We start from the raw sequence: 13,681 nt of genomic DNA, 5'->3' as shown, positions 1-13,681 counted from the left end.
AGGCCGGCAGACGGTGACCACCTTGCCGCAGGACCCCCCGCTGTTCTTCTACCCGTTCACGCCGGAGTTCATGGAGGACCCGTTCGCGCACTACGCGCAGTTGCGCCGGCATGTGCCGGTGCACGAGCACCCGGGCGGTTTCTGGATGCTCTCCCGCTACGACGACGTGTCGGCGCTGCTGCGGTCGGGGCTCTCGGTCGAGCAGCGCAAGGTCGGCCCTGGGCGCTTCCGCGACGCGTACGCCCACGCGGGTGTCACCGACGCTCCGCGGCTGAAGGGTCTGGCCCTGCTCGACCGCGACCCGCCGGACCACACCCGCCTGCGCAAGCTGGTCACCCAGGCATTCACCGCGCGGGCGATCAACGCCCTCGAACCGATGATCCGCGGCCTGGTCGACGACGCCCTCGACGGCGTCGCCGTGGCCGGCGGCGGCGACCTGGTCGAGGCGCTGGCGTTCCCGCTGCCGTTCACGGTGATCTCGCGGATGCTGGGAATGCCGCCGATCGACACCGCGCACATGCGCATGCTCACCACCCTGCTCATGCGCTCGGTTGAACTGACCACCGACCCCGAGGTGATGCGGGTCGTCGAGGCCGCCGACGCGGAAATCTTCACGCTGGTCAGCGAGGCTGTTGCCCGCAAGCGGCAGGAGCCCGGCGACGACCTGCTCACCGCGCTCATCGCGGCCGAGGAGAACGGCGACAAGCTCACCCACGACGAGCTGGTCGCGCAAGTCACCATGCTCTACGTCGCCGGGTACGAGACGAGCGTGAACATGATCTCCGGGGGCGCGCTGGCGCTGCTGCGCAACCCGGAGCAGCTGGCACTGCTGCGGGCCAGGCCCGACCTGGGCGCCAACGCGGTGGAGGAGACGCTGCGGTACGACCCGCCGGTGCACACCAGCCGTCGCGTGACGCTGGAGCCGTACCACGTCGGCGGCTACGAGATCCCCGCTGGCTCGTTCATTTTGGCCAACCTGGCTGGGGCCAATCGTGACGAGGAGTTCTGGGGGTCCGATGCTGACGAGCTGCGGCTGGAGCGGGAGAACGCGCGTAAGCACCTCTCCTTCGGCGGCGGCATTCACCACTGCCTCGGCGCGGCACTGGCCCGCCTGGAGGGTCGCGTGGCGCTCGTCGAGCTGGTCCGCCGCTTCCCCCGACTGGAACTGTCCGGCAAAGTCGAATGGAACGGCCTTCTCAGCCTGCGTGGAGCGGCCCGACTCCCGGTGAGGGTGTGAGCGCATGACCACGACTACGGTGCAGACCGACCGGTGGTTGCGTACCTTCGGCGCGCCGGTCGCTGGCGAGTCGCCCGTCCGGCTGTTGTGTCTGCCGCACGCGGGCGGCAGCGCGAGCTTCTACGCGCCGCTGGCCGAGGCGCTGCGGGGACGGGTGTCCGTCGCGGCGCTGCAGTATCCGGGGCGGCAGGACCGGTTCCGTGAACCGTTCCCGGACTCGATCCAGGAGTTGGCCGACGCGGCCGTCGCGGCGCTCGGCGAGGCGGCGCGGCGGCCGTTCGCGCTGTTCGGCCACAGCATGGGCGGGGTGGTCGCGTACGAGATGGCCGCGCGGCTGCAGGCCGCGGGGCAGTCGCCGGCGGCGTTGTTCGTCTCCGGCACGGCCGGCCCGCTGGCCTCGCGTGACATGGGCACGCACTTGCTGGCCGACGAGCCGTTTATCGACGAGCTGGTTCGCGTCGGTGCCACCGATCGCGAGCTGCTGACGGGGGGGATGCGTGACGTCGTGCTGCCGATGATCCGGGCGGACTACCGAGCCATCGAAACCTACCGGTGCATCCGGCCGCACACGCTGGCCTGTCCAGTGACGGCGCTGTTGGGCAGGGACGACCCGTACGTCACCCGACAGGAAGCCGCCCGCTGGCGGGTGCACACCACCGGCGTGTTCACGCTGCGGGTCTTCCCCGGTGGGCACTTTTACCTCCAAGAGCAGGTCGCCTCGGTCGCCGCGGCCATCGGCGCGGAGGCCAGGACCGGACGTGCCCCGGTCGAAAGGCCCACAGCGACTTCTTCGATCGCGCTCGGCAGCATCGACCTCGATAGAACGGCAGCTTCGCCACCAGCCTGATCATTGAGCCGTTCGTGCGTCCAGCGAGTGGAGGTTGATCGTGCAGGTACTTGATCTTCGTTCGTAGGCTCGTCGTCGCTTGCCGCTGGAAGTCCGGTCCGGATAGATGCCAGAAGGCCTGCGGCGTGGGTCTGCTGCATGGGCAGGTGACAGGTGTAGTCACGCGGCCGTACTGGCCGGTGGGTGCATGATGGTTTCGAATTCGACGGGGGCAACCGGGACAGCGAACGCTGGCGTCTGCGGCGGTGGTAGTTCCGTTCGATCCAGGTCACGATCGCGATCCGTAGTTGCTCGCGGGTGGTCCTCAATCGCCGGTCGAGGGCGTTGTTCCGCAGGAGGCCGAAGAAGGACTCCACCGTCGACCATGCGCAAACAGACGCTCGGCTGGACCAGCCCGAAACCACGCGACCCGCACGCCGCCGACCGCTGGACCTCGCTCGCGCTGGCCGCCTACACCCAACTCCGCCTCGCCCGAGGCGCCGCCGCCGACCTACGCCGGCCCTGGGAACGCCCCACACCACCCGAACGGCTCTCACCCGCCCGCGTCCGCCACGCGCCCACTCGCGTCACTCCACCCAGCCGTGCCGGGTGGCCATGCGGCACAACGCGACGCGCAGATCGACGATCTGGGCGCCGGTTACGGCGGGCGCGGCAGCGATGATCAGCTCGGTGATCTCCGCCATGAACGTCGCGGTGGACAGCACGTCACACGTGTCGTCGCCCGAGTCGTCATCGGACCGCACCGTCGGCACGACGGCCTGCACGGCCGGTGCGGCGGCCGGTGGTTCGTCCAGGATCCGCACGTCATACGCCTTGAGCCCGCGCTCCCCGTCGATGATTTTGAATTCCACGGTGGTGCCACACGACACCGGTGCGCCGTTTCCCGACTTCAGGTCGTTGGCGTGGACGAACACATCCTCGCCGCCGTCGTCCGGCGCGATGAAGCCATAGCCGCGGGACGCCTCGAACCGAACAACCCTGCCCTTGACCAACCTGTCAACCGTCATCAGCCCAACCGCTTCCGCCTCGATTTACTGCCGCGCCACTCGGTCCGATGCCACCCAGGCCGCGGGCCGGCGCGCGGCTCTTTCCGGAACAGACTCGCAGCATCGGCGATGCCGAGAAACCCGAAAAACCACCCCTAATTCGGGGCCGGCGTCCCTTAGTATTCTAGCCGCACCGTCGGAGTGCACCGGCGGTGCAGCTGCGGATGTCGATGCTGTCGCGTCGATGGGTGCGATCGCACTGTCTGCTGTGGTGGGCTGCAAGGCAGGCAGGCCGCCGTGCTTGTGTTGAGCCATCTCCATCGTGACGGTGCAGGCCACGGGCGATGCGTGAGGCAGTCGTCCATGTAGGACGGGACTCCCGGTAAGACAGCAATCTGTGAGTGGTGCTTGTCAAGTGGTCGCGGGTGCGGTGGTCTGCATGAGCCGGAGGAGTTGGCGTGCGGTGTAGCGCTTGAGGCGGCCTGGCCGCCGGATTCGAGATCGGCGTCACGACGGCCTGGCGCTGGTTCCGCGAAGCCATCGACCCGCTCGCCGCGCGCGCCGATGACCTGGCCACGGCCATGACCAGGATCCGGCTGCTCGCCTACGCAATCCTCGACGGCACTCTGACCCCGATCGACCGGTTGTCAACCAGAAGCCGCACTACTCCGGAAAGCACAAGCGGCACGGAGTGAACGTGCAGGTCATCGCCGACGCGGCCGGGCGTCTCGTCTGGGCCTCGGCCGCGCTGCCCGGCTCGACGCACGACGTGACCGCCGCCCGCGCCCACGGCATCAGCGACGCCCTGACCAGCGCCCGACCTGATGACCTTCGCGGACAAGGGCTATCAAGGCACCCCCAGCTGCGTGCGCACCCCGTTCAAGCGGCGCCCGATTCCGGCCGAAGCTGTCACGCAGGCAGCAGGCCGTCAACCGGGCCCACGCGAAGATCCGCGCCCGCGGCGAACGCGCGATCGCCACCCTCAAACCTGGAGAACCCTGGTCAAGCTACGCTGCTGCCCACGCCGAGCGACCGCGATCACGCAGGCCATCCGCGTCCTGCACCACGTCGAAGCCGACCGCTACGCAGGAGTCTGAATCCTCCCGCGCCGGCGAATCGGCCGCTGGGATGTGCCGCTCCCGCTCCTCGGCCGTGGCGGACAGCAGCCCGATGACCTCGCCCGGACGGCACTCGGCCGACGCGATGACCACGGTGTGGTCGGGGCGGGCCTGCAGCCGATAGCCGGAGCACGGTTGGATGACGGCACAGACGATCTCATGTGGATCGGCGTCGCGGCGTGGTGATGCAGGGCTGACGGTTCCGCATACCTCTTCCTGCTTTCGACGGGAGCGACGACTGACCGACGATGGCCATGGTCCTTCGCCTGGCGCTTGGCGTGGTGGCCTGGCCATGCTCGATATGGGGGAGGGCCTCGGCTGGTTCGGCGAGTCGGCGCTCCGCACGGGGTTGCACCCGTTTGACCCTCTGGTGCCGTTACCGCCCGCCCTCCCGGCCGGGGATGATCGGCACGTAGGTCAGCGCGATCCCCACCACCTTCGCGGCATGGCGCGCCTATCGCCGCAAGGCCGCTGGCCTCGGGGACGACGCGCTCCTGATCATTGCTATCGCCGCTACCGCCACGTCCGTGGCTCTGGTAGTGCTGTCGACCGGCATGCTCAGCAGCGTCAACATAGGCTGGCTGGGCGCCCTGTGCCTCCTGATCGCGGTGTCCGCCCCCGCCAGATCCTGTCCGTCCAGCGGTGGGTGGGCTTCTCCCACCGAGGCGATCCGGGTCCTTTAGCAACTGGCCCGCCATCGTGACATGTACGCGGGTCACGATGGCGGGCCGCTGTCGTAGGTGGATTCATGCCCACCGCCGCCGTCTGTTCGGTGGGCAGAGCGGCGATGGCAGGGCTTCAACGTCAGTACGGCTTATCGGGTCGATACGACGCCATCAGCCCAGACAATTCTTAAAGTGATGCCAAGATCGCCGTGTGTAGCCAGGAGACCCATTTAATCCACGTTTGCGTGACGGGGTCATCAAGTGCAGCCGCCTGCGCGGCGGGGGACAGGAGGCTCGCGCCGACATCGACGACGGCGCCGAGCGCCAATGCAATGATCGAAAACACGGACGGCACACTACCGCCGCTGCTGTAGCGAAACGTGTCGGGTGCCCCCATTCCAGGATATGAGATGGCATCGGCAGGCTCGTCATGCCAAAAACCTTAAGGAATAAATAAGTAGACAAGGCGGGCGATGGATGTATATAAGCCATCGGTGAAAGCCGTGTCGCTTGCTGGGTGGGCGGGGGCTGGCCTGCGCACGGTACTGTGACCGTCACAGCACCGAAGCTTGTCAATATCCGGCTCGGCTGGGGGTCGCCGATGGAAGATCAATTAGTCGTGGCGGTCGTCGGCGCGCTGGCGGCAAAGGGGGCCGAGGCTCTCGCCTCGGGAGCTCGTACCGCGACGGCTGCCCTGGCCCGCTTGATTCGCTCCCGCTTCCGCGCCGGAACACCGGAGGGCGACGCCCTCACCGAGGCTATGGCGCACCCCTCCAAGCGAGCCCACCAGGTGGCCGTAGCCTCATTCCTGGCAGAAGAAATGTCACGGGACCCGGCATTCGACGCCGCAGTTAAAGCTGCCTGGCTTCGCCTATCAGATCCCGGATCTGACGGCATCAGAGACAGCGTGGTGAACAACTTCAGCGGCACCGCAGAGCGAGTAGTTCAAGCGCGCGACGTCCGAGGCGACATTACCTTTTAAACCTCGACAACGAACTTCGCGACCGGTTGCGGGCGAAAGGCATTGGCGATTGGATCCCCAAAATCCAGAACTTGAGCACGAAGTGCTCCACGCGACGGTCAACGAGCTTTCCGGAACAGTGGTCGGGCCCAACGTGCAGGCCAGAATCATTCATGGTGGCGTACATTTCACCAGCCCGGTAGCAGCCCGAAGCACGGTACCCCGACAACTTCCCGCACCCTCGGCGCATTTCACCGGCAGGGCGGCAGAAACAGCCGAGCTGGACCAGCTGCTCAGCCAGGGCGCAAACATCGTCGTACTCTGCGGACCTAGCGGCGTAGGAAAGTCGGCACTGGCCAGGCAGTGGGCACACGCCCGACGAAACAGGTTCGTGGACGGGCAGATCCACGCCGACCTCCGGGGTTTCAGCGGCGACACGCCATTGGACCCCGGCGAAGCGCTGACGGTATTCCTACGCGCGCTGGACGTGCCATCCCAGCGGATACCCGTGGAACTGGCCGAGCAAGTCGCCCTCTACCGGACGGTCACCGCGAACCGGTCGCTGCTGGTACTACTCGACGACGCCTTCTCTGGCGCTCAAGTCAGACCCTTGGTGCCCGCGTCGGCATCTGCCATGGTCGTCGTGACCAGCCGCCGACGATTGACCGGACTGATACCCGACGGCGCCCACCTGTTCGACGTCGGCCCACTTCCCGTGACAGCAGCGGTGACTCTGTTAGAGCGCACAGTCGGTCGCGAGCGGATCGCCCAGGAGTCTGGGCCAACCGAGGAACTGGTTCGCATTTGCGGCGGTATACCGCTCGCGCTGATGGTCGCTGGCGGACGCCTCGCTACTCGACCACGGTTGACCATCCGCCGGGTGGTGTCCGAACTCGCTGACGAGACGCAACGGTTGGCACGCCTATCGGCCGTGGAAGGGCTATCAATCAGAGCGATGATCGAGGTCTCCTATCAGGCGCTGACGCCGCAGGCCGGCGGGCTGTTCCGGCGCCTGGCACTCCACCCCGGGCCCGAGTTCAGCGCCGAGTTGATCGCCATGACAGCCCCACCAGCCGACCAGCACCGAGTGCCACAACTGGTCGACGAACTGCTGGAAGCCAGCCTCTGGGAAGAGGTCGCCGAGGAACGGTTCCGCTACCACGACCTGCTGCGCCTCTACGCCCGCGAATTGTCGCAGCACCATGACTCGGACGCAGAACGGCACGCAGTGCAACTGGCGATGAGCGAGTTCTACTTCGCCGCCGCACACCGCGCGGACCTCGTGGTGACCCCCTACCGTCGCCGCCTGCCGTATGCCTTCCCACAGCCACCGGCAGGCCTGCCCACGTTCACTGACCGCGCCGCCGCTCTCGCCTGGTTCCAGCGGGAACGGAGCAACCTTCTGGATGCCGGACGAGTCGCCTTTGAGCTTGGCCACCACGAGCTGGCCTGGCATCTCAGCGACGTGATGTGGCCGTTGTTCCTGTATTTCAAGGACTATAAAGATCGCTTGACGGTGGACGAGCGAGGCCTGCATGCGGCCCGGGCGTGGGGGAACCTCCGGGCCGAAGCGAACATGCTCAAGCGCTTGAGTAGGGCCTACAGCAAGGTGGGCAACCAGGAGGCTGCGGAGTACCACGGCCTGGCGGCGATCGACCGATACCGGGAGGCCGGCGACGTGCAGGGCACCGTTGATGCCGAGGAGGGACTGGCCACCCTGTACGCCGACACCGGCCGTGACAACCAGGCAGCCCAAATGTTCGGGCGGATCCTCCCGCTGAGAAGAACCCTTTCCGACCCACGGAGCACCGGCCTGACCTGCCTCAACGCGGCCATGCTACTGACCCGGATGGGCCGACCGGCCCAAGCAATGCCACTGCTGACTGAGGCGGAGGAGATCTTCCTCGGGCTGACCGACATCGACCCCTACAACGGCGCACGGGTGCTGCTCGGTGTCGCCGGTGCCGAACTCGGTCTCGGTAACCACGATGCGGCCGAACAGGCGGCGACTGAGGCAGCTCACCGGATGGCGCAGCTCGGGTCGGCCACCGAGTGGGCAGAGGCGCTGGACCTGCTCGGCCAAGTTGCCGAACGGCGCGGTGACCACGAGGACGCACGACGGCACTATCACGAGGCGGCCGCGGTCTTCGACGCCATCGGCTCGTCCCGGCTCGCCACAGTGCGCGGTCGACTCGACAAGCTCGGCGGCACCGTCACCGAATAGCAGCTCCAGCGGCGCCACCCGCTGACGACGCAGATCGCCGAGGACCCACCGGTCATAGATCTGTCCGGCGACGGCCGCCAGACGCGGGATGCGCATTCCTACCAGCAGGCTCGCGGGGCCGCAGCGATAGCGCAGGCCGTCGCGGGTCTGCACGGCGACCTCGCCCGCCGATCCGTGCACCACGGCCAGGGACGCACCCGGGTACGCCACGAGCAGCCGGTCACAGACCCCAGCGACGTCGTCATGCCCAGCGGTCGTGAGCACCACATCGGCCAGCCTGGTGAACAGTGACGACGGCCGGAACGGCAGAAGTGCCACGATGACAGGCTCCGGCCAACACGTCACGGCCTGACCTCCTCACGCTGCAGGTGCGGCACGGATACGGGGGTGACACCGCGGTGCCGGCCGGGTTCGGTGAGGCCGAGAAGTCGATAGATCGCACGGCGCAGCAGCCTGCCGGCCTGCCCCGGGTGCCCGGTCAGCGCCGACATCACTGCTTGCCGGTCCAGTTCGCGGGCCGCCGCGAGTTGAGGCAGCAACGCCTGGCAAGGATCGAGATAGGTGGCCTCGGCGGTGACCAGGTGTTGTGGTGTGCCGGCGGCGGGTATCGCGGGCAGGGCGGGCAGCAACAGGATCGGGCGCCCGACGGCTGCGGCGTAAGCGGCGACCGAGCCATGGTCGCCGACAACGCGATCGGCGGCGACGACCAGGGCGCGCCAGTCCTGGGTAGGGTCGGGTAGGAGGAGTCCTGCCTCACGGCAGTGCCGCAGCCATGCCCTCACCTGACGGTGCCCGTGAGCGTCCCAGACCGCCGGATGCAGGAGCGCAGCAACCCGGTAGCGGTCGGGCGGCAGTTGGGCCATCAGCAGGGGCAGAAGGTCAGGCACGTGCCCGAACAAGCCGTTCGGGCCCCAGGTGGAGGAAACCACCACAAGGTCCTGATGGTCCTCGACACCCAGGTCGCGTCGGTAGTCCTGCCGGTGCGGGAGGCTGGCTACGAGACGGTCGAAACAGGGATCGCCGACGACCGTCGCGACCTCCAGTGCTTCCGGGCACTGAAGGCGCAGCACCTCCAGTTCGTGTTCGTGGGACAGGGCGAGGGCGGTCGGCAGCACCCGCCCGCCGTGAATCAGCCGTTGCGCGTCGAGACCATAGACCGCAGGGGACGCGAGAGGTGGACCGCCGTACGGTCCCGGCCGGACCCACTTGCTGCGGCCGGCACCGTGCGCCATCACCAGCAAGGGCGTGTGCAACTGATGCAGCCCTCCCCAGGAGGCGGCGATGCCGAGGTCGAACCGTTCCCGAACAGCCTGCTGCCAAGGCAGGACCAGCGCCCCGAGTCGCTCCAGGTGCCCGGCAACCTGCTGGTTGAACACATCCGGCGCCACGGTGAACACCACCTGCACCCGAGAGTCCTCCTCGATGTAATCGATCACGTCGAGCAATCGGTGGCAGCTGGCGATCGTGTGTGCCACAGCAAGTACGGTGCGGCACCCCATCCGGGTGACCCACCGACCGGCGTCGATTCCGACGGGTGCGGCTAACCATTCCCGCGACGTCATTGCTTCCTCCCCATCTCGTGAAGCCCGAGGAGGCCAGCGTCGAAGAGCACCGTGCGGATCAGGTTGCGCGTCACCTTGCAACCGGCTTGCATCGAACTGGCAGTGGAATGTCCGATTTCGGACTCTGAGCGGTGGGGTTGGCGCCCCTTGCTGCATGGAACAGAATAAAATAGCCGGTGATCGATAAATCCTGTCGGGGGTGGAGTCGATGGAGTTCACGATTCTCGGACCAACGGAACTCCGGATCGACGGACGATCAATCCCACTCGGCAGCGCGAAACAACGCGGCCTGCTCGCCACCCTTCTCTACCACGCCGGCGACCCCGTGCAAGTAACAACAATCGTGGAACTTCTGTGGCCAGGCCGCGACCCCGACACCTGCCGCACCCTGCTGTACACCCTCGCCAGCCGCCTTCGCACCGCCCTGCGGACTGCCGGCATACCCGAGACCCTGACACGAGTACCAGGCAGCAGCGCCTATCGCCTCGGCGTCGCACCAACACAGGTCGACTACCACCGGTTCCGTCGACTCATAGCCGAAGCGCGACGCGCAGCCGACCTCGACCAACACGACCGCTGCACCGCCCTACTCACCACCGCGCTGCAGCTGTGGCGCAACAACCCGCTCGCCGAACTCCGCGGAGCCCGCAGCGAACATCTCCGGCGCGACATGCGGGAGCAATTGCTCACCGCAGAAAAACTACTTGCGGGAAGCGAATTGGCCACCGGCCACCACGACCGAGCGTTGACCCGGCTCGAGCCCCTCATCGCAGACAACCAGTTCGACGAGACACTCGCCCGCCTCCAGGCAACCGCCCTGCACAGGGTCGGCCGCACCCATGACGCCCGCGAATTCATCGTGGCCTTCCGACGCCGCTACCGACGCAAGATGCGCATCGAACCGCACCTGGATTTCGTGGAGATCCCATCCAACTCCGACAGCAATAACCACACCAACCGAAGCGCCGCGGACGAGACATCACCGGTACCACGACAGCTGCCGTACGACGTACCGGACTTCACCGGGCACGCCGAACTCCTGTCTGAACTGGACGCACTCGCCACTGACAGCGGCACCCCGAACGTGATCGCCCTAACCGGAATGCCCGGAGTAGGAAAAACCGCCTTCGCCACCCGCTGGGGCCACCACCGCCACGACTGGTTCCCCGACGGTCAGCTCTACCTCAACGCCGAAGCGCACAGCCAAGTCTCACCAGTCCACCCGGACGACGCCATGCGACGCTTCCTCACCGGCCTCGGTGTACCCGCAGATCGCATCCCCACCGACGCCATACATCGCAGCACGCTGTACCACCGACTACTGAGCGACCGACGCATACTCATCGTCCTCGACAATGTCCTCGACTCCGACCAGGCACAACACCTCATACCCCGGTCCCCGACCAGCCTCATGATCGTGATCAGCCGCAACCGACTCAGCGGCCTCAGCGTCCGACACGGCGTCCGCAGCCTGACCATCGCGCCGCTGCCGCACGCCGACCGGCACAGCCTTCTCACCCGGATCATCGGACCCCACCGCGCCGATGCCGAACCCGCCGCCGTGCACAGGCTGGCACAACTCTCCGGCGGACTACCGATCGCCCTACGGATCATCGGCGAACACATCGCCTCCCAACCCAGCACCCCCCTCGGAGATCTCGCCGACGAACTGGGGGACCGACTACTCGATATCGACGGCGACGACAGCAAAGAGCTCACTTTAGGCACCGTCTTCGCCTGGTCGGTCAACGCGCTTGCTCCACTACCCGCCCGACTCTTCCGCAGCCTAGGCCTATTCCCCGGCACGACCGTCGCAGTCGAGGCAGCATCCACATTGCTGGCAGCAGACCTGATCAACACCGAACGAGCGCTCGAACGGCTCGCCCGTGCGCACCTGATCCACCATGACGCCGTGGGTCGATACCGGATGCACGACCTCCTGCACCGATACGCCATCAATCGCGACCGACTCGAAGGGCTGCTTGAGGAGCGACACGCCGCCCTCCACCGGCTCCTCGACTGGTACCTGCTCACCGCCGTCAACGCCATCCGATGGCTGGAGCCACAACGCCCCGTGGTACCCGACCTACCCGAACCCACGAGGGTCCGACCACTCGAGCTCCAGTCAGAGGCTGACGCCATGCGATGGTGCGAAGCGGAGCGCACGAACCTGCCCAGCGTGATCCGTGCGGCCAACCGAGAAGGCTTCCCACGCCACGCATGGCAGATCGTCGACACCCTGCACGAGGTCTACGACCGCTCCGGCCCGCAGGACGACCTGCGAGACATGCTGAACCTGGCCCTCGACGCCGCCATCGCCGACGGCCACCTGCCCGGTCGCGCAGGCACCCTCGCCAACCTTGGAGCCGTCTACTTCGCCAGCCACGACTACCAGCACGCAGCCGAGCTCTTTACCCGAGCCCTGAACCTGGCCGTCGAGAACGGCTTCGCCGAGATCGAGCTGGCCTGCCTACACAACCTCGCCTCGGTCCACCTCCGCACGGGCCGCGTCATGACCGCCATCGACGTCTTTAACCAGGTGCTGGCCGCATGCCGGGTAGCCGACAACGCCGCCGGCGAGGCATCGACCCTCTACCACCTAGCTGACGCTTATCGACAACTCAACGAGCCTGACCAGGCCCGCCGCTACTATCACGAAGCACTCACCATCTGCGAGCAGGTCGGATCATTGCGCGGACAAAGTCTCAACTACGTAGGACTGGCCGAACTGAACGCCGAAACCGGACAGCCCGAAGCCTCTCTCTCGCACGCCCAAGCCGCACTGGAGCTACACCACCGCGTCAACGACGATGTCATCCGTTGCGACGCGCTCGTTGCCGCCGCAGAAGCCCGACTTCACCTGGGACAACACCGCTACTGTCTGTCCGAGGCCGCCCTTGCCCGGGCAGTCAGCGAAGGACTGGCTGACCCCCTACGTGAGGCGCGGGCACTCGTCGTCCTTGCAGAGGCCCTCCTCGCCACGGGAGAACACCGCACCGCCCACGCCCATTGTCGCGAAGCCCTCAACCTCCTCAATAACGCCGGTGAGCATGTGGATGTCGCCGTACAGGACCGCCTGCTGGCGATCGTCGCTGCTTCCGCGAGCTGAGATCCGGCGATGCTCTCCTGCCGCGCCCGTGCCGCTACAGCGCGGCAGATGCTGGCCCATCCGGGTGTCACCCTCGCCGATCTTGAGGCCGAGCCTGGTCCGGGTCGGTGATTTGGTCGGCAATCAGCTGGACGTCGAGGCGCCGTCTGCTCCCGTCGAGAGATGATGCGCGGGCGGTGTCGACGATCGGAGCAGACGGGTGAGGGTGCTGGTGCTGGGCGGGACGCGGGAGGCGCGCTCGCTGGCCGACAGATTGGTGTTCGACGGCGACGAGGTGGTGACGTCGCTCGCCGGGCGGGTGGCTCGTCCGCGGCTTCCCGTCGGTGAGGTGCGGGTAGGCGGGTTCGGCGGGGTGGACGGGCTCGTCGGCCATCTCGACGCCGAGGAGGTGGACGTGGTGGTCGATGCCACCCACCCGTTCGCCGAGCGGATCAGCGCAAACGCCGTGGTGGCGTGCCGCCGCGCGGGGGTGCCGCTGCTGCGTCTGGAGCGCCCGGGGTGGTCGACGCGACCCGACGCCGGGACGTGGCACTGGGTCGACGACCACGATGAGGCCGCACGGGTCGCCGCACAACTGGGCGAGCGACCGTTCCTGACCATTGGCCGCCAGTCGCTGCACCGCTTCGCCGACCCGCTGCGTGAACACCGGTGCCTGGTGCGCGTGGTCGACCCACCCGAGATCATGCTGCCTGTCCGTTGGACGGTCCTGCAGAGCCGCGGGCCGTACCCGCTCGAGCATGAGCGTGGTGTGATGGCCGACGTGGATGTCCTGGTGACGAAGGACTCAGGCGGGGATCACACGGTGGCCAAACTGGACGTCGCAGCCGAGCGCGGGCTTCCTGTCGTTGTCGTACGGCGGGCCGGCGCGCCGACGGGCGTCAGTGTCGTCGCCGAGGTGGAAACGGCCCACGCCTGGGTTCGAGCGCAGCCGACACGCTGAGCGGGCCGCCGCGGCGATGGCACAGCGGTACC

At 67.4% G+C, this 13,681-nt stretch carries 9 protein-coding genes and 2 pseudogenes; 7 read left to right on the top strand and 4 right to left on the bottom strand.

The genetic code is table 11. The features are described 5' to 3' along the window. Positions 1–13 precede the first annotated feature (13 nt). Together SM447_RS20695 and SM447_RS20690 are read left to right on the top strand one after the other, a co-directional pair. Positions 14–1,237, top strand: coding sequence for a cytochrome P450 (locus tag SM447_RS20695; RefSeq protein ID WP_474574482.1), 1,224 nt, complete (start codon positions 14–16; stop codon positions 1,235–1,237). A gap of 4 nt (positions 1,238–1,241) precedes the next feature. After that, positions 1,242–2,084, top strand: a complete 843-nt coding sequence (locus tag SM447_RS20690; RefSeq protein ID WP_474574481.1) for a thioesterase II family protein — start codon at positions 1,242–1,244, stop codon at positions 2,082–2,084. 159 nt (positions 2,085–2,243) lie between these two features. Here the strand turns inward: SM447_RS20690 and SM447_RS20685 are convergent. Together SM447_RS20685 and SM447_RS20680 are read right to left on the bottom strand one after the other, a co-directional pair. Further along, positions 2,244–2,446: pseudogene (locus SM447_RS20685) on the bottom strand (IS3 family transposase); the annotation flags it as partial. A 204-nt stretch (positions 2,447–2,650) separates the two neighbouring features. Next, on the bottom strand, positions 2,651–3,076 hold the full coding sequence (locus tag SM447_RS20680) for a cold-shock protein (RefSeq protein WP_474574480.1): 426 nt from the start codon (positions 3,074–3,076) through the stop codon (positions 2,651–2,653). A 476-nt stretch (positions 3,077–3,552) separates the two neighbouring features. Here SM447_RS20680 and SM447_RS20675 point away from each other — a divergent pair. After that, positions 3,553–4,167 (top strand): annotated as a pseudogene (locus tag SM447_RS20675) (transposase family protein); the annotation flags it as partial. Here the strand turns inward: SM447_RS20675 and SM447_RS20670 are convergent. Then, positions 4,078–4,281: a hypothetical protein gene (locus SM447_RS20670; RefSeq protein ID WP_474574495.1), complete on the bottom strand. Its 204-nt coding sequence runs from the start codon at positions 4,279–4,281 to the stop codon at positions 4,078–4,080. The pseudogene SM447_RS20675 and the gene SM447_RS20670 sit on opposite strands and share 90 nt — an antisense overlap. Before the next feature lie 1,119 nt (positions 4,282–5,400). Between SM447_RS20670 and SM447_RS20665 the strand changes: the two genes are divergently transcribed. Beyond that, positions 5,401–5,835: a hypothetical protein gene (locus SM447_RS20665; protein WP_474574479.1), complete on the top strand. Its 435-nt coding sequence runs from the start codon at positions 5,401–5,403 to the stop codon at positions 5,833–5,835. Positions 5,836–6,205: 370 nt separating this feature from the next. Beyond that, on the top strand, positions 6,206–8,038 hold the full coding sequence (locus SM447_RS20660) for a hypothetical protein (RefSeq protein WP_474574478.1): 1,833 nt from the start codon (positions 6,206–6,208) through the stop codon (positions 8,036–8,038). A 341-nt stretch (positions 8,039–8,379) separates the two neighbouring features. Here the strand turns inward: SM447_RS20660 and SM447_RS20655 are convergent, their stop codons facing one another. Next, positions 8,380–9,513, bottom strand: coding sequence for a hypothetical protein (locus SM447_RS20655; RefSeq protein ID WP_474574477.1), 1,134 nt, complete (start codon positions 9,511–9,513; stop codon positions 8,380–8,382). A 295-nt stretch (positions 9,514–9,808) separates the two neighbouring features. Between SM447_RS20655 and SM447_RS20650 the strand changes: the two genes are divergently transcribed. Together SM447_RS20650 and SM447_RS20645 are read left to right on the top strand one after the other, a co-directional pair. Further along, on the top strand, positions 9,809–12,709 hold the full coding sequence (locus SM447_RS20650; protein ID WP_474574476.1) for an AfsR/SARP family transcriptional regulator: 2,901 nt from the start codon (positions 9,809–9,811) through the stop codon (positions 12,707–12,709). A gap of 199 nt (positions 12,710–12,908) precedes the next feature. Then, positions 12,909–13,649 carry a cobalt-precorrin-6A reductase gene (locus SM447_RS20645; protein WP_474574475.1) on the top strand — a complete coding sequence of 247 codons (741 nt, stop codon included), beginning with the start codon at positions 12,909–12,911 and terminating at the stop codon, positions 13,647–13,649. Positions 13,650–13,681 lie beyond the last annotated feature (32 nt).

It is taken from the genome of Micromonospora aridisoli, from assembly GCF_056150025.1.
Note: the sequence above shows the minus strand (reverse complement) of the source record. Positions and strands in the feature narration are given on the sequence as shown.

What these genes read in the sequence shown, in the direction of transcription:
- SM447_RS20690 (WP_474574481.1), top strand. Translation starts at nt 1,242, where the DNA reads ATGACCACGACTACGGTGCAGACCGACCGGTGGTTGCGTACCTTCGGC.
- SM447_RS20650 (WP_474574476.1), top strand. Translation starts at nt 9,809, where the DNA reads ATGGAGTTCACGATTCTCGGACCAACGGAACTCCGGATCGACGGACGA.